At 74.9% G+C, this 20,548-nt stretch carries 20 protein-coding genes, 1 tRNA gene and 1 pseudogene; 9 read left to right on the top strand and 13 right to left on the bottom strand.

Translation table 11 applies throughout. The features are described 5' to 3' along the window. The first annotated feature begins 20 nt into the window (after positions 1 to 20). Entirely contained in the window at positions 21 to 809 is a 789-nt protein-coding gene (locus E4N63_RS20610) for a YidC/Oxa1 family membrane protein insertase (RefSeq protein ID WP_230241403.1), read from the top strand. A 181-nt stretch (positions 810 to 990) separates the two neighbouring features. Here E4N63_RS20610 and E4N63_RS20615 read toward each other — a convergent pair whose 3' ends face one another. Beyond that, positions 991 to 1,740 carry an SDR family NAD(P)-dependent oxidoreductase gene (locus tag E4N63_RS20615; protein ID WP_230241404.1) on the bottom strand — a complete coding sequence of 250 codons (750 nt, stop codon included), beginning with the start codon at positions 1,738 to 1,740 and terminating at the stop codon, positions 991 to 993. 92 nt (positions 1,741 to 1,832) lie between these two features. On the opposite strand from E4N63_RS20615, the gene E4N63_RS20620 reads away from it, so the two are divergent. Both E4N63_RS20620 and E4N63_RS20625 read left to right on the top strand, forming a co-directional pair. Continuing rightward, positions 1,833 to 2,441, top strand: coding sequence for a TetR/AcrR family transcriptional regulator (locus E4N63_RS20620; RefSeq protein WP_230241405.1), 609 nt, complete (start codon positions 1,833 to 1,835; stop codon positions 2,439 to 2,441). A 56-nt stretch (positions 2,442 to 2,497) separates the two neighbouring features. Continuing rightward, positions 2,498 to 3,055 (top strand): GNAT family N-acetyltransferase, encoded by a 558-nt coding sequence (locus E4N63_RS20625; protein ID WP_374112808.1) that lies wholly within the window; start codon positions 2,498 to 2,500, stop codon positions 3,053 to 3,055. 129 nt (positions 3,056 to 3,184) lie between these two features. Here E4N63_RS20625 and E4N63_RS20630 read toward each other — a convergent pair whose 3' ends face one another. The 4 genes from E4N63_RS20630 to E4N63_RS20645 form a co-directional block, all read right to left on the bottom strand. After that, positions 3,185 to 4,006, bottom strand: a complete 822-nt coding sequence (locus E4N63_RS20630) for a hypothetical protein (protein ID WP_230241406.1) — start codon at positions 4,004 to 4,006, stop codon at positions 3,185 to 3,187. Then, complete coding sequence (locus E4N63_RS20635) at positions 4,003 to 4,527, bottom strand: SigE family RNA polymerase sigma factor (protein ID WP_374112883.1); 525 nt, start codon at positions 4,525 to 4,527, stop codon at positions 4,003 to 4,005. The genes E4N63_RS20630 and E4N63_RS20635 overlap by 4 nt, the downstream gene beginning before the upstream one ends. Positions 4,528 to 4,686: 159 nt before the next feature. Continuing rightward, positions 4,687 to 5,352, bottom strand: coding sequence for a hypothetical protein (locus E4N63_RS20640; RefSeq protein ID WP_230241408.1), 666 nt, complete (start codon positions 5,350 to 5,352; stop codon positions 4,687 to 4,689). A 306-nt stretch (positions 5,353 to 5,658) separates the two neighbouring features. Continuing rightward, entirely contained in the window at positions 5,659 to 6,753 is a 1,095-nt protein-coding gene (locus E4N63_RS20645; RefSeq protein ID WP_230241409.1) for a YncE family protein, read from the bottom strand. A 497-nt stretch (positions 6,754 to 7,250) separates the two neighbouring features. On the opposite strand from E4N63_RS20645, the gene E4N63_RS20650 reads away from it, so the two are divergent. After that, positions 7,251 to 8,033, top strand: a complete 783-nt coding sequence (locus E4N63_RS20650; RefSeq protein ID WP_230241410.1) for an alpha/beta fold hydrolase — start codon at positions 7,251 to 7,253, stop codon at positions 8,031 to 8,033. Between the two features lie 355 nt (positions 8,034 to 8,388). Here the strand turns inward: E4N63_RS20650 and E4N63_RS20655 are convergent. The 3 genes and pseudogenes from E4N63_RS20655 to E4N63_RS20665 form a co-directional block, all read right to left on the bottom strand. After that, positions 8,389 to 8,865: pseudogene (locus E4N63_RS20655) on the bottom strand (heme-degrading domain-containing protein); the annotation flags it as partial. Between the two features lie 16 nt (positions 8,866 to 8,881). After that, entirely contained in the window at positions 8,882 to 10,030 is a 1,149-nt protein-coding gene (locus E4N63_RS20660; protein WP_230241411.1) for a Gfo/Idh/MocA family oxidoreductase, read from the bottom strand. A gap of 78 nt (positions 10,031 to 10,108) precedes the next feature. Continuing rightward, a complete protein-coding gene (locus E4N63_RS20665) occupies positions 10,109 to 10,492 on the bottom strand; it encodes a YciI family protein (protein ID WP_228429618.1) in 384 nt (127 codons plus the stop codon). A 603-nt stretch (positions 10,493 to 11,095) separates the two neighbouring features. Between E4N63_RS20665 and E4N63_RS20670 the strand changes: the two genes are divergently transcribed. The 3 genes from E4N63_RS20670 to E4N63_RS20680 all read left to right on the top strand — a co-directional run bounded on the left by E4N63_RS20670 (position 11,096) and on the right by E4N63_RS20680 (position 15,032). After that, positions 11,096 to 11,989 (top strand): hypothetical protein, encoded by an 894-nt coding sequence (locus tag E4N63_RS20670; protein WP_230241412.1) that lies wholly within the window; start codon positions 11,096 to 11,098, stop codon positions 11,987 to 11,989. A gap of 348 nt (positions 11,990 to 12,337) precedes the next feature. Further along, a complete protein-coding gene (locus E4N63_RS20675) occupies positions 12,338 to 13,117 on the top strand; it encodes an HAD-IIA family hydrolase (RefSeq protein ID WP_125622781.1) in 780 nt (259 codons plus the stop codon). Positions 13,118 to 13,991: 874 nt separating this feature from the next. Next, complete coding sequence (locus E4N63_RS20680; protein WP_230241413.1) at positions 13,992 to 15,032, top strand: glycoside hydrolase family 6 protein; 1,041 nt, start codon at positions 13,992 to 13,994, stop codon at positions 15,030 to 15,032. Between the two features lie 116 nt (positions 15,033 to 15,148). Here the strand turns inward: E4N63_RS20680 and E4N63_RS20685 are convergent. Then, positions 15,149 to 15,222, bottom strand: a tRNA-Lys gene (locus E4N63_RS20685). 470 nt (positions 15,223 to 15,692) lie between these two features. Between E4N63_RS20685 and E4N63_RS20690 the strand changes: the two genes are divergently transcribed. Then, positions 15,693 to 16,814: a winged helix DNA-binding domain-containing protein gene (locus tag E4N63_RS20690; RefSeq protein WP_230241414.1), complete on the top strand. Its 1,122-nt coding sequence runs from the start codon at positions 15,693 to 15,695 to the stop codon at positions 16,812 to 16,814. 243 nt (positions 16,815 to 17,057) lie between these two features. Next, positions 17,058 to 17,519, top strand: a complete 462-nt coding sequence (locus tag E4N63_RS20695) for a nuclear transport factor 2 family protein (RefSeq protein ID WP_228429534.1) — start codon at positions 17,058 to 17,060, stop codon at positions 17,517 to 17,519. A 93-nt stretch (positions 17,520 to 17,612) separates the two neighbouring features. Here the strand turns inward: E4N63_RS20695 and E4N63_RS20700 are convergent, their stop codons facing one another. From E4N63_RS20700 to E4N63_RS20715, 4 genes are all read right to left on the bottom strand, one after another. Beyond that, positions 17,613 to 17,873 (bottom strand): hypothetical protein, encoded by a 261-nt coding sequence (locus tag E4N63_RS20700; protein WP_230241415.1) that lies wholly within the window; start codon positions 17,871 to 17,873, stop codon positions 17,613 to 17,615. Between the two features lie 37 nt (positions 17,874 to 17,910). Then, positions 17,911 to 18,846, bottom strand: a complete 936-nt coding sequence (locus tag E4N63_RS20705) for an MBL fold metallo-hydrolase (protein ID WP_125622786.1) — start codon at positions 18,844 to 18,846, stop codon at positions 17,911 to 17,913. 32 nt (positions 18,847 to 18,878) lie between these two features. Then, positions 18,879 to 19,460, bottom strand: a complete 582-nt coding sequence (locus E4N63_RS20710; protein WP_125622787.1) for a flavin reductase family protein — start codon at positions 19,458 to 19,460, stop codon at positions 18,879 to 18,881. A 122-nt stretch (positions 19,461 to 19,582) separates the two neighbouring features. After that, positions 19,583 to 20,416, bottom strand: a complete 834-nt coding sequence (locus tag E4N63_RS20715; RefSeq protein ID WP_125622788.1) for an SDR family NAD(P)-dependent oxidoreductase — start codon at positions 20,414 to 20,416, stop codon at positions 19,583 to 19,585. Positions 20,417 to 20,548 lie beyond the last annotated feature (132 nt).

Genomic DNA, 20,548 nt, shown 5'->3' on the forward strand with positions numbered 1-20,548 from the left:
AGACCCGGGAGGGCTCATTCATGTCCGTCTTCGCAGCACTCGTCTCGCAGCTCGCGAGGCTCCTCGAACCCCTCTTCGCGGCATCGGCCACCGCCGCCGCGATCGTCCTCTTCACCCTGGGCGTACGGCTCGCCCTGCACCCGCTGACCCGCGCCGCCGTCCGCGGCGAGAAGGCGCGGGCCCGGCTCGCGCCGCGCGTCGCCGAACTGCGCCGGAAGCACGGCCGCGACCCGGAGCGGCTGCAGCGGGCGACGGCCGACCTCTACGCCCGCGAGGGCACCTCACCGGTGGCCGGCTGCCTGCCGATGCTGCTCCAGCTCCCCGTCTTCTTCGTGATGTACCGGCTCTTCTCCGCCTCCGAGATCGGCGGGCGCGCCAACGAACTGCTGGGTGACCGGCTGTTCGCCGCACCGCTCGGCGGCCACTGGGCCGACGCCCTCCGCGACGGCGGCCCCCTCGGTGCGCAAGGCATCGTCTACGCCGGGCTGTTCGCGCTGATCGCTGCCGTGGCCACCTGGACGTACCTCCGCGCCCGCCGGGCCATGGCGGCGGGCGTGCCGGGCGCCGCTGCCGCAGCCGAGAGCGGCATTCCGGCCGTGCCCGGCATGGCCGGAATGGCCAAGGCGCTGCCGCTGCTGTCCTTCGGCACCCTCATCACCGCGGCGGTGGTGCCGCTCGCGGCCGGGCTCTACCTCGTCACCACGACCACCTGGGCGGCCGCCGAACGGGCCTGGCTGCTCCGCGACCGGGGGCGGGACGTCCGGCCGGCGGGGGTAGGCCAGAGCGGCTCCCGTCGTCCGGCGGCCTGAGCTGCCGGCGTCATGCGGGCCGGCGGGCCGGCGCCCCGTTGGCCGGCCCGGGTGGCGCCGTCATCACGGACGGTCGCACGCCCGGCCGCCGCCCGGTGATCGAGGCCGCCGGGCTCGCTCGCCCTGAGCGAGCCCGGCCGGCCGGGCGCCGCCATCCTCGCCGGATGGGCGGCCACGGGCCTCAGATCTGGTTCAGGCCGCCGTCGACGTACAGGCTCGAACCCGTGATGAAGCTGCTCTGCTCGGAGGCGAGGAAGGCCACGGCGGCGGCGATCTCGTCCGGGCGCCCGAGCCGGCCCAGCGGCACGTGTGCGGCCAGTTGCTGCCTCAAGCCGGCGGCCTGCTCCGGGTCGGGGACGAGCCCGGACAAGCCGGGGGTATCGGTCGGGCCGGGTGTGACGGTGTTGACCCGGATGCCGCGTCCCTTGAGTTCGTTGGCCCAGGTCCGGGCGAACGAGCGGACGGCGGCCTTGGTCGCCGCGTACACCCCGAACGCCTCCTGGCCGGAGTCCACCGTGGTGGAGCCGTTCAGGACTATCGAGGCGCCGTCGTTGAGCAGGGGCAGCGCCTTCTGAACGGTGAACAGCGTGCCTCGGACGTTGACGCCGAAGACGGTGTCGAAGTGCTCCTCGGTGACCTGCTCAAGCGGCACGAACGCGGCGGTGGCGGCATTCGCGAACAGGACGTCCAGGCCCCGCCCGTGGCTGCGGATCGTGTCGTAGAGCCGGTCCAGGTCGGCCGGGTCGGAGATGTCGCCGGTCACCGCGGTGGCCGCTGAACCGATCGCTTCGACGGCCGCGTCGAGTTCGGTCTTGCGCCGGCCGGTGATGAACACGTGCGCGCCCTCGGCCGCCAGCCGTTCGGCACTGGCCAGGCCGATACCGGTGCCGCCGCCGGTGACGAGAGCGGTCTTGCCGTCAAGTAGTCCCACGGGAAGCCTCCTTCGAATTCCGCATCGATCGATGCGGAATTCGAACGGTAGCACTTCTGCATCGATCGTTGCGGAAAAGGTAGAGTGCGGGGATGGGGACCGGACAGAGCCGCCCGATCGGCCGGCCGCGAGGATTCGACGCAGACGAGGCTCTCGAGCGCGCCATGCTGGTCTTCTGGGAGCACGGTTACGAGGGGGCCAGCCTGGCCGGCCTCACCGACGCCATGGGCATCTCCACCACCAGCATGTACGCGGCCTTCGGCAACAAGGAGGAGCTGTTCCGCAAGGCCCTGGAGCGCTACACCGAAGGACCGGGCGCCTACTTGGGCCGGGCTCTGGACGAGCCGACCGCCCTCGGCGTCGCCACCGCGATCCTGGCCGGCGCCGTCCGGACCACCACCCGCCCGGCCCGTCCGCACGGGTGTCTGGGCGTCCAGGGCGCCCTCGCCGCCGGCGACTCCGGGCGCGGAGTCCGTGAGCTCCTCGCAGCCTGGCGCAACAACGGCTGCTCCCGCGTCCGGGACCGGTTCCAGCGGGCCGTCGACGACGGCGACCTGCCTCCCGAGGCCGATCCGGGGCTGCTGGCCCGCTACGTCACCACCTTGGCCTTCGGCATCGCCGTGCAGGCCGCGAGCGGCGTCGGCCGCGATGAACTCCAGGAGATGGCCGACGCCGCCCTGCGCAACTGGCCGATCGCCTGAGAACCGCACGGCGTTCCTCTTCGCGGGACACGCCCCGAGAGCCGAGGAGGTGGGCGGTGATCTTCCTGGAGACCGAGCGGCTCGTGCTGCGGCGGTTCGTGGAGGGCGACGAGGAGCATCTCGTCGCCCTGGACGCCGATCCCGAGGTCATGCGCTTCCTCACCGGCGGTGCCCCCACGCCCCCGCACGTCATCCGGGACGAGACCCTGCCGCGCATGCTCCGCCTCGACGCGGAGTACGGCGGCCGGCTCGGCTACTGGGCCGCCGAGGAGAAGGGGGCGGGGCGGCGCTTCGTCGGCTGGTTCGAGCTGCGGCCCACGGACGGCGATGGGCGTGAGTGCGAGCTCGGCTACCGGCTGCGCCGGGACGCCTGGGGCCGGGGTCACGCCACCGAGGGCGCCCGTGCCCTGGTCGGGAAGGCGTTCACCGAACTCGGCGTCGAGCGGCTCTTCGCGGAGACCATGGCCGTCAACCGGGGCTCGCGGCGCGTGATGGAGAAGGCCGGACTCGTGTACGTCCGCACCTTCCACCAGGAGTGGCCGGAGTACATCGAGGGCGCCGAGCACGGCGAGGTCCGGTACGAGCTGAGCCGTGCGGAGTGGGAGACGCGGTAGCTGAGACGGTGCCGGATGGCGGGCCTGGCGCGTGCTGTCCGGCCGCCCGTCCGTCTCCGGCCGGTTACCGGACCGCGCGAGGTCCCGGTGCCGGGGGACCCCGAGCCGCCGGCCGCCGGCCTCGATCCGTCAGTCCCCGGGCGGGTTGGCCGCGGGGGACCCGGCAGTTCCCGGGACCAGTTCGGCCAGCACCGCGCCACGGGTGTCGTAGACCGTCACCCTGCCGACGGGGGCGGACACCTCACGGCCGTCCGGGCCGTCCGGGCCGTCCGGGGCACCCGGGCCGTCCGGGCCCTCCGTGCCTCCCGTCGTGGTCCGGTCCCGTTCCGGGAGGGGCGCGGTGGCATACCAAGCTCCCCAGCCCGGGGCCCCGGGGAGCCGCAGCAGGCGGCCGCCGACCGTGCCCCGGGCGGTGGCGATTTCCACCCGGGCGGCCGCGCCCTCGCCGTGGTAGACGCCGAAGTGGAGGTACCGGTCGCCGACCGGCTCGGAGCGCACGGTGACGCCGGGCCGGCTCAGGTCGAGATTGCCGTCGGTGACGCTGCGGGACTGGTCCGGCTGCCCGGGGAGGGACCAGCGCAGGCCCCCCGCGGTGAGCCACAGCTCCACACCGGGCGCGACCCGCACCCGCTCCTCCGGCCGCATCACTCGGGGATCCCCGGACCCCGGTGGCTCCTGCGCCGGAGTCTCGGCCGGCGCGGACTGCGGGGGCATGCCGGACGGCGCGGCGGGCCGCACGGGTGAGGCGCCGGGGGATGTGGCGTAGTGGACCGCGGCAGCGCCCGCCGGGAGCAGCAGCAGGCAGCCGGCCGCGAGGGCGGCCACACGGCGGCGGTGCCGCGCGGCGCCCGCCCTCGCGATCTCGGTCAGCGGGACGGGGGACGGGGTGATGGCGCGGGCGGCTTCGGTGAAGACCTCACGCAGCCGCTCGGCCTCGGGCCGGGACGTCATTGGCGTACTCCGGAGTCGGCGGGGTTCCGGGTGAAGAGGGGATGGGAGCGCAACTTCTGCAGCCCGCGCCGGGCGTGTGTCTTGACCGTGCCCACCGAGCAGCCCAGAACCGCGGCGATCTCCTGCTCGCTGAGGTCCTCCCAGTAGCGCAGCACCATGACCGCGCGCTGGCGGGGCGGCAGCGTCGCCAGGGCCTCGTCGACCGCCGTGCGGTGCTCGACCGTCTCGGCGTGGCCGCCGTGCGGGCGGTGCGCGGACTCGGGGAGGAACGGCATCAGCAGATGGGTGACGCGCTTCTTGCGGAGGCGGCTCAGGTTGTTGTTGACGAGGGCCCGGCGCACGTAGGCGTTGACGTCGTCGCGCGGTATCCGCCGCCAGCGGGAGTAGACCTTGGCCAGTGTCGTCTGGACCAGGTCCTCGGCCTCGTGGAAATCCCCGGTGAGCATGTGAGCGGTACGCACCAGGCGGGGCCAGGCGAGCGTGGCGAACTCGGCGAACTCACCATGGCTCTCCTCCGTCACGTCCGTCACGGGCAGCGGTTCCTTCGGGTGTGGGGGTGTCACGGGTGACAGGGACGGCCGCGGCCTCGCCCCCGGCGGGCCTCAACGCTCGCCGGGGACAAGGGCGTCGGGCCGCCGGACGGTACGGCCTCCCGTCCGTCCGTGGCCCGACGCCGTTGCCTAACGGAGCGTCAGCTCGGCGAGTACGCCGCCCTCGGTGTCGTAGACGGTCACGGAGCGGACGAAGCCCGTCGGCGACGAATCCGCCGCAGTCTTCGCCGGCCCCGTACCCGTGCCTGCCTCCGTCTTCGCGGCCGAGTCCGCGGGAGTGCTCACGCCCGGCAGTCCGGTGGTGGCGTACCAGGCGCCCCAGCCGGGCTTCCCGGCCAGGGTCACCAGCTTGCCGTCCGCCCGGCCGTCCTCGGTGACGATCTCCACGCGGTCGGCGTCGCCCTCGCCGTGATAGATGCCGGAATGGAAGTACCGGTCGCCGACGGGTTCGGACTGCACGGTGACGCCGGGCCGGCTCAGGTCGAGATTGCCGTCGGTGACGCTGCGGAACTGGTCCTCCTGGTCCGGCGTGGACCAGTGCTTGCCGTCCCGGGTCAGCCACAGCTCCACTCCGGGGGTGGCTCGGACCCGCTCACCGGGGGCGACCACCCGCGGGCCGGAGGACGCGGCCGGGCGCACTTCACCGGACCTCTCCGAGACCTTCACCCCGGCGGGCGACTCGGCGGCGGCCGGGGCCGGGGCCCCCGCGGGCGCCAGCGCGTGGGCGAGGGAGGGGGCCACCACCAGGGCGGCCGCGACCGACGCGGTCGCCAGATACGTGATCGTCCGTGCCATCGACTGTGTCTCCTTGCGGATCGGGTGTGTGCGGATCAGGGGGAGGGCGCCTCTCCACCCTCGGAAACCCCGTCCGCCCCGGACCCGGAGGACACGGTCCCGGAGATTTCTTCCGGGAGCGGCGGAAACGGCGGCGCGGGGGCCCGGTGGTGGTCGTCCCACCTCGGGCCCCCGCGTCCGCCGGTCTGCTCGGCGCCTCAACCGGCCGCTGCGGCCGCCGAGTTGCTCGCGCGCGGCGTATGCCGTCAGCCGTCAGCCGTCAGCCGTCAGTTGTCAGTCATCAGCCGTCATCGTCGGTCGTCCGTCTCAGCCGTTCGACGGGTCCAGTGCCGCCAGCGCCTCGGCCGTCAGCTTGCCCGGGCGCTCCCGCTGCGGGAAGTGGCCGGTGGGGATGCGGGCCACCTCCTTGGCGGTGGCATAGTCGACGACCGACACCTCGTTCTTGTTGGAGAGCGAGACGAAGCAGTGCTTGCCGTCCGGGCTGGTGGCCGTCCAGTACGGCAGGGCGTCGGTGTCGTAGTGGACATAGCCCTCGGTCTCCAGGCCGGGGCGGGAGACGATCGCCACGTAGTCGTCGATGGTGCCGGCCATGCAGAGCTTGCTCTCGGCCGCGTTCATGGCCATGCCGTGGTGGGCGGAGTTCTGCGGGTAGTCGTCGGCGCGCATCGTCGCGGCCTTGTCGCTGAAGGGCATCTCGACGGTGCGCTTGATCTCGCCCTTGGCCAGGTCGTACTCGACGAAGCCGTTGAGGTACGAGAGCTGGGCGTACATGGTCTTGTTGTCGGCGGTGAAGACGGCGGGGCGGATGCCGTACTCGAAGTCGTAGGTCCGCAGCGGCTCGAAGGTGTCCGCGTCCACGGCCACGACCTGGCGCTTGCCCTTGAGGCCGTTGAGACCCTTGGGCATCGAGGTGATGCCGATGCTGGAGTTGTAGAGGATCGAGCCGTCCGGCGAGTAGTCGTTGGCGTGCGGATACGTGCCGGTGGCGAACTCGGCGTGCAGCTTGCCGGTGGCGGTGTTGATGACCTCCGCCTTGTCGGCCGTGGTGGCCGAGACGATGAACTGGCTGCCGTCCTCGGACAGGGCCGCGTGGTCGGCCTTGAAGCCCTCGGTCTCGTAGCGCCAGAGCATGGTGCCGCTGGCGATGTCGAAGGCGACGGCGTCGCTGAGGACGCCCCGTGAGACGTAGAGCGTGCGGCCGTCCGGAGACATGGCCATGTCGTCGACGAGCTTGCGGTAGCCCTGGATGCTGTTGACGGTCTCGTAGCCGATCCGCTCGATGACGTTCATCTCGCGGAGGCGCTGGTCGAGATCGGGGACGGTGTTGAACGACCCGAGGTTCTCGAACGTCTTGGGGTCGATGAAGCTGACGGTTCCGCCCTGGCCGTTGCCGATCAGCATGACGTCGCGCGGGGCGGCGGAGCGCGCCGACTGCCCTGCGGAATCGGCCTGTTCGGCCGCGCCCGCGGCCGTGGCGCCGCCGGTCAGGGCGAGGACGGTCAGGACGGCGGCGCTCAGGGACAGCAGGCGGCGGGGCGCCGGGGCGTGGCTGGCATGGTCGTCCTCCGAAGGTCGGCCGGGGGTGCGGGGGTGGGCGGGTCTGCGGGGCGAGGGGTGCGGGGGTGGTGATCGCCGTGAGGGTTACCAAGGGTAAGTCGGTGTGTTACGCGACGGTAATGAACGGACCGCCGTACGGCAAGAGCCCTGCGCCGTTCGGACCGCGGCTCGGCCGGCTCCGGCGCCCGGCCGGGCCCGGCGTCCGGCCCGCTCGGGCGTCCGGCCCCGTCCGGCGCCCGGATGCCGGCGCCCGCAAGGCGCCTGCACCGGGGGAGCGACGGCAGTGCATCCGGCTCCGGTGGCTACTCTCTCTTCGTCGATCCGACTGCAGGGGAGCAGCTGTGCGCGATGCCGCCGTGACGCCCGAGGGTGACCGGATCCGCTGGGTCGAGCTGCCCGGGCGGGAGCCGGCGCGCGTCTACGTGCACGGGCTGGGCGCCACGTCGCCCGCCTATTTCACGGAGGTCGCGGTCCATCCCCTCCTGGCCGGCCGCCGTTCGCTGCTGATCGATCTGCTCGGCCACGGCATCAGCGACCGGCCGGCGGGTTTCGGCTACACCCTGGAATCCCACGCGGACGCGCTGGCCACAGCTCTGACCTCCGCGGGTGTCACCGGCGCGGAGCTGATCGCGCACAGCATGGGAGGCTCGGTGGCCGTCGTCCTGGCCGCCCGGCACCCGCACCTGGTCTCCCGCCTGGTCCTGATCGACGCCAACCTCGACCCGCTCCCGCGCCTGCCGGGCTCCCCGGGCAGCAGCGGCATCGCCGCGTACTCCGAGCAGGAGTTCCTGAGGGACGGCTGGGAAGAGGTCCGCGACCGGGCCGGCTCGCACTGGTGGTCCACGATGCGCCTGGCCGGCCGTGAGGCCCTGCACCGCAGCGCGGTCCATCTGACGCGGGGCACCGTTCCCACCATGCGGGAGCTCCTGCTGGACCTGAAGATCCCCCGCGCCTACCTGCTGCCCGAGGGCGACGGCCCGCTCCCGGGCGCCGACGCACTCGCCGAGGCCGGGGTGTCCGTCGTCGCGGTCCCGGACTGCGGACACAACATCATGCTGGACAACCCGGAAGCCTTCGTCCGCGCCTGCGCGGCGGCGCTCGCGGCCCGGGAGCAGGAGGGATAGCCGGGCCGCGCGCCCCGTCGGAGCCCACCCGGTCGGCGTTCCCGGTCCGCCCTCCGGCCTCCGGGAGGGGGAAGCGCGCGGCAGGCGGAAGCGTGACGTGCCGGAGCCCTGACGTGCCGGAGCCCTGACGTGCCCTGGGCCCGGACCGTCGCGGGGACCCGGCCGTTACGGGGCCGGGGACGGCGGCGGGACGGCCGGGGCCGGCCGGCGGTGGCGGCGCGCCCTGCTGGGACGGGGCAGACGGTGCCGGCTCGGGCGGGGTCGTGGGCTCGGGCGGGGCCGCCGGCTCGGGCGGGGCCGTGGGCCGGGCCGGCGGCTCGGACGGGGCCGTGGCCGGGGTCGCCGGCACGTCCGGGGCGAGGAAGCTCTCCAGCACCTCGACCACCATCGCGTGGTCCTCGGCCTGCGCCAGCCCCGAGACGGTGACGGCGCCGATGACCCCCGCGCCCTCCACCCTGATCGGGAACGAGCCGCCGTGCGCCGCATACAGGCACTGGTCGAGCGGGGACGACGCCTCGAACGTCGTCCCCTTCGCGCGGAAGCGGGTGCCCACCAGGTACGAGCTCTCAGAGAAGCGCTCGACCACGCGGCGCTTGCGGTCGATCCAGTCGTCGTTGTCCGGCGACGTGCCGGGCAGCGCGCAGTGGAACACCTGCTGGTGGCCGCGGCGTATGTCGATGGTCACCGGCGCCAGGCGCTGCCGGGCCGTGTCGGCCAGCAGGCAGCCCAGGCGCCAGGCGTCCTCGTGCGTGAACCGGCGGAGCACCAGGCGGTCCTCCTGGGCGCGCAGCACGGAGACGAGGGCGATGGGATCGAAGGCGGGGTCCGTCATCAGCTCTGCTCCAGGGTCATGGAGTGATCGCCCGGCCCTCGTGGGCCGAACGGCGTGCGGCTTCCAGGACGTCGAGCGCCGCGGCGGCCTCCAGCGCGGTGACGGGCGGCGGGGTGCCCTCGCGGAGGGCCGCCGCCACGGCCGCGTAGTACGCCGGGTAGTCGCCGGGCAGGGTCGGGACCGCGCGGCCGCCGCCGGTCACCGGGGACTCACCGGCGCCGAGCCGGCCCCAGAGGGACTCGGGTTCGGCTCCCCACGCGCCGGTGCCGGAAGTGCCGGTGTCCGTGCCGGGTGTTCCGTCGGTGCCGGGCGGCCGGAGCCCGTCGCGCAGCGCCTGCTCCTGCGGGTCGAGTCCGTACTTCACATACCCGGCGGAGCTGCCCAGGACACGGAAACGCGGCCCGAGTTGGGCTGTTGTGGCGCTCATCCACAGATGGGAGTTGACGCCGTTCGCGTGCGTGAGGGCGATGAAGGTGTCGTCGTCCGCCTCGGCGCCGGGGCGGCGGACCACGGACTCGGCGTAGACGCGGACGGCCGGGCCGAAGAGCACCAGCGCCTGGTCGACGAGGTGGCTGCCCAGGTCGTAGAGGAGCCCGCCGATCTCCTGCGGGTCGCCGGACTCGCGCCAGCCGCCCTTGGGCTTGGGCCGCCACCGCTCGAAGCGGGATTCGAACCGCTGGACCTCGCCCAGCTCGCCGTCCGTGATGAGCTGCCGCACGGTGCGGAAGTCGTTGTCCCAGCGGCGGTTCTGGAAGACGGAGAGCAGCAGGCCGCGCTCCTCGGCCAGGGCGGCGAGGGCGCGGGCCTCGGCGGCGGTCGCGGACAGCGGCTTGTCGACGACGACCGGCAGACCGGCGCGGAGGGCGTCGGTGGCGATGGGCACGTGCGTCCGGTTGGGGGAGGCGACGACCACCAGGTCGAGCGCGTCCCCGCCCTCCGTACGGGACAGCAGCTCGCGGTGGTCGCCGGCGAATCGCACCCCGGGGTGCTCGGCACGGGCCTGCTCGCGGCGTTCGGGGCTCGTCGTGACGATCGTGTCGAGGACGAGGCCGGCGGTGGCGGCGATCAGCGGGGCGTGGAAGACGGAGCCCGCCAGGCCGTAGCCGACCAGGCCGACACGGAGCGGGGAACGGGAGCCGGTACCGGCGGACATGCGCGTGGACATGCCCCTCACTCAACCACGCGCGCCCACGAGCATCCCGGCGGGGCCCGGTGGGCCGGGTACGGCCCCGGGTGCCGCCGCCTACTCCGGAGGGCCTGCCATGATCGGGTGCAGTTCCACCGGGTCGCTGCCGGGGGCGCCGTCGGGCCTCGGTGCGGACGAGATGCGGGCGGCGATCTCGACCGCCCGTTCGGGTGTGGCCACATCGATGACCCAGTAGCCCGCCAGGATCTTCTCGGCGCGGAAATGCGGGCCGTCCGTCACCTCGGGTACGCCGTCCGGCCGCGCCCGCACCGTGCTGACCCGCCCCGGGCCGCCCAGGCCCTGGGCCTCGACCAACTCGCCCCGTTCGGTCAGGTCCTTGTTGACCTCCTCCATGAAGGTGACCAGAGGGCGCCAGCCGGCCTCCCCGTAGGCGGCCATCTCCTCGTTCCAGGTGTCGCGCCCGCCGAAAATCTGCACCATGTACTGCACGTCGTCGCTCCTTGCCGGTTCAGGACCGGCGCCGCCGGGAGGGCGGGCGCCGGGGCGAACGGATCGGACCGTCCGCCCGTCAGCCCTTCCCGGCCGGCCGAGCGGGGCGAACGGCCCGGTCGGCTGAATCGCCGCCCGGCGCCCCGGCGGCTCGGTCTCTCTCTCCGCGAGCCCCGGCCCCGTGGGCAGCGGTGAGCATGGACGCCGGTCGCCGCGCCGGCAACCGCTCCGGGCCGTTCGGACGCGATCCCCGGCCGCTTCGGACGAACCGGCCGGGCCGCAGGCCGCGCCGGCCCTCCGGGCGGGGAAGGGACCAGAAGTACGGGCGGGCCCGGACGGCACCCACCGCGCGGACGGCAAGCCCGGCGCGGACAGCGAGCCGGGGCGTCGGCCCCGGGCCCGCGGCGGACTCCACCGAAGGTGTGCCATGCGCCAGCGCAGATATCTCACCGCCGGGGCCGTGGCCGGAGCGGCCGCGCTGGTGATGGTGGCCGCCCCGGCCCTGGCGTTCCTGCCGCAGGCCCAGGCGGCCCCGGCGGCGGTGGTGGCGCCGGACGCGGTCCCCGGCCCCTGCCCCGTCCGCTGCCCCTGGCCGTGGAGCCGTACTGCGGCGACCGCGACAGCCCGGACTTCCCCCTGCGGGCCCGCCTCCGCGGCGGCCCCCGGGAGTACGTGGCCGGGGGCGGCTGGCGGCGCTGGTCCATCAGTCTGCGCAACACGACGGACCGGGCCTGCCGGGGCGTGCACCCCGTGGCCGTGCTCGTCGACAGCACCCGGGAACTGGCCGCCGAGCGGATCCACTTCCAGTTCTACGACGCGTACAGCCGCTCCTGGCGCCCGGTGACGCTGGAGACCACCGACCGGCACGAGCACATCGCCGTCTTCGACGGCTTCCCGGGCTTCGCCGTCCCGGCGGGTGGAACCGTCACCGTCGGCGTGCGGATGCGCTTCGCGGAGGGCACGGCCGGCAATGCGGTACGGCTCACCGTGGCGGCCGTGCAGCGGCGCGACGACGACGGCGACTGGGTCGGCTCCTCCAACGACTACGCGTTCACGATCCGGGGCGGTGGCGGCGCGGGTGCCGGTACGGCCGAGGACACCCGGCCCCGCGGGGACGGAGAACGGGACCGGGAGCGGGAGCCTGGCCGGGACCGCCCGGGCGGCGGCGCCGAACCGCCGGCAACCGGTGGCGACGGGCGCCACCGGCCCGGCCGACCGGGAGCGGCGGACGGGCCCGGTGGGCCGGGGCAGCGCGGCGGGACGCAGCAGGGGGAGCACGATGGCCACGGCCGGGCCGGCCGCCCCGGGAGGATCTCCGGCGACCCGGGCGGCCCCGTCCCGCCCGGCGAACTGGCCCGCACCGGCACCGGCGGCGATGCCCGGACCGGAACCCGGGCAGCCATGGCCGCCCGGCTCGGCGGGGCCGCCGGGGCGGCCATCGCGCTCGGCGCGGTCCTGATCGCGGCCTCCCGGCGCGTGCGCTGCTGAGCGGCCGCGCGCATCCCGGCCGTCGGCATGCCGACGGCGGCGTGATCCCGTCCGGTCCGGTCCGCCTGTTCGCCGGCCCCGGATGCTGTGAGCCCTGCCGTCGGGGGAATGGAAGGGCCGTGGGCGGGGAGACGGAAGCCGTTCCGTACCGCGCGGAACCCGCCGGCGTGCGCGGCGATCGACGCCCCCCGGCCACCGGAGCGACCGGAACCGCTCACCGAAGGGACGGAAACCGGTCACCGGCGGGCAGGGGACGCCGGGTCCCGCGCCGTTAGGCTGGACCGAGCGGCGGGCCGGAGCCCTAGCGGCCGGCCGCCGCCCATCCGCACCGAGGACAGGAGCCGTTCCGTGGCAGAGCGCAAGCCGATCGAGTCGTGGCTCACCGACATGGACGGGGTGCTGATCCACGAGGGCACCCCCATCCCCGGCGCCGACTCCTTCATCAAGCGGTTGCGCGAGTTGGAGCGGCCCTTCCTCGTGCTCACCAACAACTCCATGTTCACGCCGCGCGACCTGCACGCCCGGCTGAACCGGATGGGCCTGGACGTCCCCGTCGAGAACATCTGGACGTCCGCGCTCGCCACCGCCCAGTTCCTGGAGGACCAGCGGCCCGGCGGCACGGCCTACGTCATCGGCGAGGCCGGGCTGACCACCGCCCTGCACGACGTCGGCTACATCCTCACCGACGCCGAGCCGGACTACGTCGTGCTCGGCGAGACCCGGACGTACAGCTTCGAGTCCCTCACCAAGGCCATCCGCCTGATCAACGACGGGGCCCGGTTCATCGCCACCAACCCCGACGCCACCGGCCCCTCCGCGGAGGGCGCGCTGCCCGCCACGGGCGCCGTCTCCGCACTGATCACCAAGGCCACCGGCCGGGAGCCCTACTTCGTCGGCAAGCCCAATCCGCTCATGATGCGCGCCGGGCTCAACGCCATCGGGGCGCACTCCGAGAGCAGCGCCATGATCGGCGACCGGATGGACACCGACGTCCTGGCCGGACTGGAGGCCGGGATGGAGACGTTCCTCGTGCTGTCCGGGGTGACGCGGCCGGACGAGATCGGGCGCTTTCCGTACGGGCCGTCGCGGGTGGCCGAATCGATCGCCGACCTCGTCGACCTGGTCTGAGCCGGCCGGTTGGTCCGAGCCGGCCGGGGCTCCGGGGACCCACCCGGGCCCGGGCCGAACGGAGCAGTGCCCGGCCCGCCGGGCTGCGGTGAGCCGCCGTTCGCGCGAACCTTCTGTGGCGAGAGGAGGTCGCACGATGGACTCTGTCCGACTGGCCGGCAAGATCGCGGCGTCCGGCCTGCTCTGCGCCACCGTGGTGCTCCCCGCCGCGAGTTCCGCCGCGGCGGCTTCCGCGCTCCCGGCGTCCGCGGAGCCCGTCTCCGTGACGGCTGCTTCCGCGTTCCGCGCTTCGGCCCCGGCTGCTCCCGGGCCGCCCGTCCCCGCCCGGCCGCCCCGGCCCGGGTTCCGTAGCCGTGGCGGCGGAAGGGCGCCCGGCCGCCACGGACACGGGGGGCAGTCCCAGCACCCGGCAGATCGTCGTCGGTGTGTGCCTCGCGGGCGGCGCGGTCCTGGGGATGGCGGGTCTCGCCGTGCACCGCCGCCGCGCCACGAGACCGCCCGCGCCGCCGCGGGAGCGGGACGCGCTCCCGGTCCCCGAGCCCTCCCGCGCCGGGGCGGTCCCCGGCGCGGGCGGCTGACGGCGGCCCCGCAGCGGCGGTGTCCTCGCGGTGGTGCGACCCGCAGCAGCGTCCCCTCAGTGGTGTGACCCGCCCGTACCGGTGCGCTGCCGTCACCGGGTGCCCACGGCCCGGCTTCCGTCTCCCGGCCGTCGCCCACCGCCGGTCCCTCCCCGCTACGTCAAACGCCGTAACGGGGCCTCCCCGGCCCCGGTCACTGCCGGGCCCCGCGCGGACCGCGTGCCAGGATGCGTCCGACCCGAATTGTCCCGAACGCGGTCCGGGCCCACCCCGGACCGAGGCCCCAGGGGGAGCGGATGTACGGCCACATGGGCCGGCTGGCGGCGAGCGTGGCGGCCGGAGCGGTACTGCTGATCGCGGGCTGTTTCCGCCCGCCCGGGCCCGCGCCCGGGCCGTCGCCCGGGGACGACCGCGCGCAGCCGCCGCGTCGGGCTCCCCAGTCGTCCGCGACCCCGTTCTGGGTGAATCCGCACGGCACCGCGGCCCGGCAGGCCGCCGCACTGCGGGCCCGGGGCCGCGCGGACGAGGCCGGGCTGATTCAGGAGAAGATCGCGGCCCAGCCGGTCGCCGAGTGGATCGGGACGAAGGCTCCCCGGGCGGAGACCGCCCGCCTCACCCGGGCCGCGGCGCGGGAGAGCCGGGACGCCCTGCTGGTGCTCTACAACATCCCGCACCGCGACTGCGGCCAGTTCTCGAAGGGCGGCGCTCCGGACGGTACCGCGTACCGCCGCTGGCTCGCCGAGGTCGTGGCGGGCATCGGCGACCGCCCGGCCACGGTGATCCTGGAGCCGGACGCGGTGCCGCACATCGTGGACGGCTGTACCCCACCCGTGTACCACCAGGAGCGCTACCGGCTGCTGGCGGAGGCCGTGGAGAGGCTGAAGACCCTCCCGCGCACCCGGGTCTACCTGGACGCGGGCAATCCCCGCTGGATCACCGATCCCGGCCGGCTCACCGGCCCGCTGCGGCGCGCGGGCATCGACCGGGCCGACGGCTTCGCCCTCAACACCGCCAACTACCGGACGACCGCCGAGAACCGCGGCTACGGCAGGGCCCTGTCCCGGCTCCTCGGCGGCGGCAAGACCTTTGTGATCGACACCAGCCGCAACGGCAACGGCCCGCTGCCCGCCTCCGGCGGCCAGGGCATGAACTGGTGCAACCCGCCGGGCCGCGCCCTCGGGGAGCCGCCCACCACCCGCACCGGGGACGAGCTGGTCGACGCCTATCTGTGGATCAAGCGCCCGGGGGAGTCCGACGGCACCTGCCGGGGCGGGCCCCCGGCCGGCCGGTGGTGGACGGAGTACGCCCTGGACCTGGCCCGCAACGCGGACTGGTAGCCGCCGCCCGGCCGAGGCCCCCGGGACCCCGGCATTCCGTACGGCCCTTGCGTCCCTTGCGTCCCGGACACGACTCAGGGCCTTCCCGCCGTGGCGGAAAGGCCCTGAGTGTCATGTGCGCCGCCAGGGACTCGAACCCCGGACCCGCTGATTAAGAGTCAGCTGCTCTAACCAACTGAGCTAGCGGCGCCTGCTGACCTGGTTAATCGTACCGGACCGGATCGGGTGGTCCGGACGCCCGGGGCCGCTGCCGGGCCCTGTGGGCGGGAAATGTGACCAGGGTCATGGTTTCCCGGTGCCCACCGGGAGCGGACGGAGCGCGGGCCCCGGTTCTCCGGTGCGGCGGGCCCGAGCGGCCGCGCGGGGTGCGCGTGCCGCCGGAGCCAGGCCGGGCCGGGCCGGGGATCGTGTCCGGCGGCACCCCGGGACGCCGGTGGCCGAGGGGTGCGCCGCTGCCGATCCCTCCCCGACCGGGCCGCGGAGCCGCGCCGAGCCCCAACCGGCGCGGTCCGCAAGTGCGTTGCGGCCGAATCGGCGCGCGGTGCGCGGGCCGGCACGGCAGACTCGGGACGGGCCCGGCCCGGCGGGGCCGAGCGCCCGGGTCCGCAGCCGAGCGGCGGTCCCGCCGTCGCAGCAGCTCTCCGAGGGAGTTTCCGTCCGATGACCACGACCGCCCCCGCCGTGCTGGACCACAGGGCCCTCAACCGGGCCTATCTGGCGCGGCAGATGCTGCTGAGCCGGCACCGGATGTCCGCGCGGGCCGCGATCGAGAGCCTGGTCGGGCTCCAGTCGCAGCAGCCCGTACCGCCCTACTACGGACTGTGGACCCGGCTGGCGGACTTCCGCCCGGAGGAGCTCTCCCGGCTGATCAGCGAGCGGGCCGTGACCCGCATCGTCGTGATGCGCGGCACCGTCCATCTCGTCACCGCGGGCGACGCCCTCGCGCTCCGGCCCTGGGTGCAGCCCTGCCTCGACCGCGGCATGAGGAGCGCCTGGGGCAAGGACCTGGCGGGGATCGAGCTGTCCGCGCTGGCCGGGGCGGCCCGGGAACTCCTCGGCGCGCGGCACCTGTCCACCACCGAACTCGGCGGGCTTCTCCGGGAGCGGTGGCCGGACCACAGCCCCTCCCTGCTCGTCAACGCGGCCCGGATGCTGCTGCCGCTCGTGCAGGTGCCGCCGCGCGGCCTGTGGGGGCGGAGCGCCCGGACCACCTACGCGACCGCCGAGTCCTGGCTCGGCCGGCCGCTCGTCCCCGAGCCGCCCGCCGAGGAGCTGGTCGTCCGCTATCTGGCGGCCTTCGGACCGGCGACGGTGAAGGACATCCAGGCCTGGTCGGGGCTGACCCGGCTGCGGGAGACCGTGGCCCGGCTGCGGCCCCGGCTCGCCGTCTTCCGCGACACCGCGGGCCGGGAGCTGTTCGACCTCCCGGAGGCCCCGCGGCCCGGGCCGGACACCCCCGCCCCGGTGCGCTACCTGGCCCCGTACGACAACGCCATCCTGTCCCACGCCGACCGCAGCCGGATCATCGACGACGCGGGGCGCCGGGCCATAGCCACCAAGAACGCCGTGATCCCCGGGACGGTCCTCGTGGACGGCTTCGTCCGGGGAGCCTGGCGGATCGACGAGCGGCGCGGTACCGCGACCCTGACCGTCCAGCCCTTCACCCCGCTCACCGCGCGGCAGCGCGACGAACTGGCGGAGGAGGGGGAGCGGCTGCTGGCCTTCGGCGCGGAGACGGCCGGCGAGCGGCTGCTCCGCTTCGCCGAGCCGCTCGGCGGCTAGCGCCTCCCCGCTCGGATCGAGCGGGGCTCGCGGATTCCGGCCCTCCATCCGGACGACGGACCCCGGATCGCCGGGCGGTCCGGGGAGGGGCCCGGGGAGGAGGCGGGCCGCGGTGTCCCGCTGCCCCGGGAACCGGCGGGCGCGGCGTGTACCGGCTCTCCAGTGCGGCTGGAGCGCGGCGGAGCAGCCTGGCGGCATTCGTGCCGCCGGAGCCGGCGGCCCGCTCAAGGGAAGGGAGTTGCCGTGCCCCAGCCGGTCGCGACTACTACGGAGAAGCAGGTCACCGGGGACCTCTACGCGGAGGTGCGGACGTTCTACGCCCGGCAGATGCGGCGGGTGGACGCCCTCGACATCGAGGGGTTCGCGGACACCTTCACCGAGGACGGCGAGGTCGTCCACTCCGGTGGCGAACGCCAGCGGGGGCGTGCCGAGATGATCGCCGGGATGCGCGCCAGTCTGCCGCGCTACCGGGACATCTGCGTGCGCCACTGGTTCGAGCATCTGCTGATCGAGGCGGATCCGGAGAACACGGGGGACGAGGACACCGTGCGGACGTCCTACTACACGCTCGTCGCGCTGACCGACCGCGAGGGGAAGGTCTCGTTCCAGCCGACCTTCACCGTCGAGGACGAACTGGTCCGCCGGGACGGGCGGCTGCTGACCCGGTCCCGGGTCATCCACCGGGACCGGCCCGCCGGGCAGTGACCCCCGCCCCCGCTGCCGGAGGCGGTGGGGCATGGGGAGGGCCCTCCCCATGCCCCACCGTGCGGTTCCGGCGCCGGCGGGCGGGGAGCGGGGTCAGTCGATGCCCCGGCAGATGTGCCAGTCGCCGTCCGCGGCCGCCTCCCGCTCGGAGCCGTCGTAACCGTCGTACTCGTCGTATCCCGCCAGCCTCAGCACCGGGGGGTGGCCCGCGGCCCGTTGCGGGCGGGCGGCGTTCGGGGCCGGCCGGTCCGTGCCGGAGTCGCGGGGCGGGCCGGACGGCGGGGTGCCGGCCGCCCGTTCCCGCTGCCGCCGCTGGTCCGGTGCGGTGTCCGGTGTCACTGTCGCTGTCGCCATTGTCAGCTTCTCCTTCCGGCCGCCTCCCTGTCCCGCCTCAGGCGTGGCAGGGCGGCAGACCTCCGTAGAACCCGGCCATCTCCCGGAAGGAGGCGGCCACGTCGATGCGGGCCCCGGGCGGCAGACCCTGCCGCTCGGCGAAGGCCCGGTGCAGATTGCCGACCAGCCGTTCGGCGTCCAGCAGTGCGGAGAACTCCCCGAGGTCCGCCCGCTCCGCCACCTCCAGAGGGGTCGAGCCGTCGCGTACACCCTGCTCGGCGAGTGCCCCGATCCACCGGAGATAGGCCCCGGTCCGGTCGAGCAGCTCCGGCCCGCCGACGGGACCGTGGCCCGGCACCACCGTGCGGGGCGCCAGGGCGCGCAGCCGGTCCAGGGCGCGCAGCGAGCCCTCGATGGAGCCCATGAGCACATAAGGGGTCACCCCCGACCAGACGACGTCGCCGGTGAAGAGGACGCGCCGGTCCGGGACCCAGGCCACCACGTCGTTCGCCGTGTGCGCGGGGCCGACGTGCAGCAGTTCGACCCGCAGGCCGCCGGCGTGGAGGGTGAGCTCGTCGCGGAAGGTCAGGGTGGGGAGGACGAGCGGGGTCTCGCCCCACTCGACGTCCGGCCAGAGGCCGCGCAGGGCGAGCCCGGCCTCGGCGGTGTCGGCGCGGGTCCCCTCGTGGGCGACGATCGCCGCGCGGGGGGCGAACTGGCCGTTGCCGAAGACGTGGTCGCCGTGGAAGTGGGTGTTGACGACGTAGTCCGGGCCGCCGGGGGCGATCCGCGCCACCTCCTCGCGCAGCCGCCGGGTCCGGGACTCCGTCGCGGCGGTGTCGACGAGCACGGCGCCGTTGCCGTCCGCGACCAGCCCGGCGTTGTTCAGGCACCATCCGCCGGGGGGCTGGACGAAGGCGTACACCCCGTCGGCGATCCGGTCGAGCCGGCCCGGGGGCGCGGTGGTGCGCGGGGCGGCGGACTGCGGTGCCATGCCCTCTCCTACGGTTCCGGTGCGGGGCGCGTTCACGCGAGCGCCGTGTAGCGGCCGCGGTGGAAGACCAGCGGGCGGGTGCCCGGGGCGCTGCCCGCGAGCGCCACCACCCGGCCGATCAGCAGGACGTGGTCGCCCGCCTCGTGCTCGGCCTCCAGACGGCACTCGAAGGAGGCGGCGGCGGAGGGCAGCACGGCGTTGCCGGTGACGCCCTCGACGGCGTCGAGCAGGCGCATCGCGGCCAGGCCCGCCGGCCGGTCCGGGCGGGAGAAGTCCGTGGAGATCTCGCGCTGCCCCTCGGCCAGGACGTTCACCGCGAAGCTGCCGGCCTCGGAGATCCGCGGCCGCATCCGGCCCTCGCGCTTGACGGACACCAGGAGCAGCAGGGGGTCGAGCGACACGGAGGTCAGGCTGTTGAGGGTCATCACGACCGTGTCGTCGCCGCTGCCCCGGGTCAGCAGGGTGACGCCGGTGGGGAAGGAGCCCATCGCCGTGCGGAAGGCCGCGATGCCGGGGGCCGTGATGCCGGGGGCCCCGGCCGTCTCCGGGGCGGTGGCTGTGGTGGCGGTGCCGGGGCCGGGTTCGGCGAGCAGGGTGGTGCCGGGATTCGTCATGGTGCCGCTCCGTCTCTGGTCGCGCTGCGCGCGGGGCGCGCCGTGCGGTGGGCGATACGTGGCGCCGGGCCGGTGGCCGGGCCCGGGGGCCGCGGTTCGGGCCGGCCGGGCCGGGGCCGGGGTCAGTAGTTGCCGAGGCCGCCGCAGACGTTGAGCGCCTGCGCGGTGATCGAGGCGGCGGTGTCCGAGGTCAGATAGCCGACGAGACCGGCGACCTCCTCGGCGGTGGAGTACCGGCCCAGCGGGATCTTCGCCTCGAACCGCTCCAGTACGTCCGCCTCGGTGACGCCCCAGTGGTTCGCGTAGCCCTGCCGGACCCGCTGGGCCATGGGGGTCTCGACGTAGCCGGGGCAGACGGCGTTGACGGTGATGCCGGTCTTCGCCAGTTCCTTGCCGACGGCCTTGGTGAAGCCGATGACGCCGTGCTTGGAGGCGGAGTAGGGGGCGGCGAGCTCCACGCCCTGCTTGCCGCCGGTGGAGGCGATGTTGACGATCCGGCCCCAGCCGCCGTCCCGCATCCGTCCGGTGCTCAGCACCTCGCGGGTGACCCGGAAGGTCCCGTTGAGGTTGGTGTCGATCACGTCGAGCCAGAGGGCGTCGGGCAGTTCGGCGGTGACACCGCCGCCGCCCCGTCCGGCGTTGTTGACGAGGACGGTGATGCGGCCGTACCGCGCGACCGCGGCCTCCACCGCCGCCCGCACCTGCTCGGCCGAGGTGACGTCGCAGGCCGCGCCGTCCACCTCCAGCCCCTCCGCGCGCAGCCGCTTGACCAGGGCCCGCACATCCTCCGCGCCGCGTGCGCAGCCGAAGACCGCGACGCCCTGCCGGGCCAGCAGCTCGGTCACGGCGAGGCCGATCCCGCTGGTGGCGCCGGTGACGAAGGCGACCCGGCGTTCCGTGCCCGCCGCGGTCTCCGCGTCCGTCCCGGTGCCCGTGTCCGTCCCGGTGTCCGTCATGGGTGCTCTCCCCTTCTCGGCGGCCTGCGTGCGACGACCGTGACCCGCGGGCCTTGCGCGGTTCTCGACTCCGCCTCGATCCCGCCCGGAACGGCGCCCGTTCGAGCCGTGCTCGACACCCGGTCGACCACG

This window comes from Streptomyces sp. MNU89 (genome assembly GCF_020982505.1).
In the GTDB taxonomy this organism is placed as follows: Bacteria; Actinomycetota; Actinomycetes; order Streptomycetales; family Streptomycetaceae; genus Streptomyces; species Streptomyces xinghaiensis.

What these genes read in the sequence shown, in the direction of transcription:
- E4N63_RS20610 (WP_230241403.1), top strand. Translation starts at nt 21, where the DNA reads ATGTCCGTCTTCGCAGCACTCGTCTCGCAGCTCGCGAGGCTCCTCGAA.
- E4N63_RS20620 (WP_230241405.1), top strand. Translation starts at nt 1,833, where the DNA reads ATGGGGACCGGACAGAGCCGCCCGATCGGCCGGCCGCGAGGATTCGAC.
- E4N63_RS20630 (WP_230241406.1), bottom strand. Translation starts at nt 4,006, where the DNA reads ATGACGTCCCGGCCCGAGGCCGAGCGGCTGCGTGAGGTCTTCACCGAA.
- E4N63_RS20640 (WP_230241408.1), bottom strand. Translation starts at nt 5,352, where the DNA reads ATGGCACGGACGATCACGTATCTGGCGACCGCGTCGGTCGCGGCCGCC.
- E4N63_RS20645 (WP_230241409.1), bottom strand. Translation starts at nt 6,753, where the DNA reads ATGCTGATCGGCAACGGCCAGGGCGGAACCGTCAGCTTCATCGACCCC.
- E4N63_RS20660 (WP_230241411.1), bottom strand. Translation starts at nt 10,030, where the DNA reads ATGTCCACGCGCATGTCCGCCGGTACCGGCTCCCGTTCCCCGCTCCGT.
- E4N63_RS20665 (WP_228429618.1), bottom strand. Translation starts at nt 10,492, where the DNA reads ATGGTGCAGATTTTCGGCGGGCGCGACACCTGGAACGAGGAGATGGCC.
- E4N63_RS20680 (WP_230241413.1), top strand. Translation starts at nt 13,992, where the DNA reads ATGTACGGCCACATGGGCCGGCTGGCGGCGAGCGTGGCGGCCGGAGCG.
- E4N63_RS20690 (WP_230241414.1), top strand. Translation starts at nt 15,693, where the DNA reads ATGACCACGACCGCCCCCGCCGTGCTGGACCACAGGGCCCTCAACCGG.
- E4N63_RS20700 (WP_230241415.1), bottom strand. Translation starts at nt 17,873, where the DNA reads ATGGCGACAGCGACAGTGACACCGGACACCGCACCGGACCAGCGGCGG.
- E4N63_RS20705 (WP_125622786.1), bottom strand. Translation starts at nt 18,846, where the DNA reads ATGGCACCGCAGTCCGCCGCCCCGCGCACCACCGCGCCCCCGGGCCGG.
- E4N63_RS20710 (WP_125622787.1), bottom strand. Translation starts at nt 19,460, where the DNA reads ATGACGAATCCCGGCACCACCCTGCTCGCCGAACCCGGCCCCGGCACC.
- E4N63_RS20715 (WP_125622788.1), bottom strand. Translation starts at nt 20,416, where the DNA reads ATGACGGACACCGGGACGGACACGGGCACCGGGACGGACGCGGAGACC.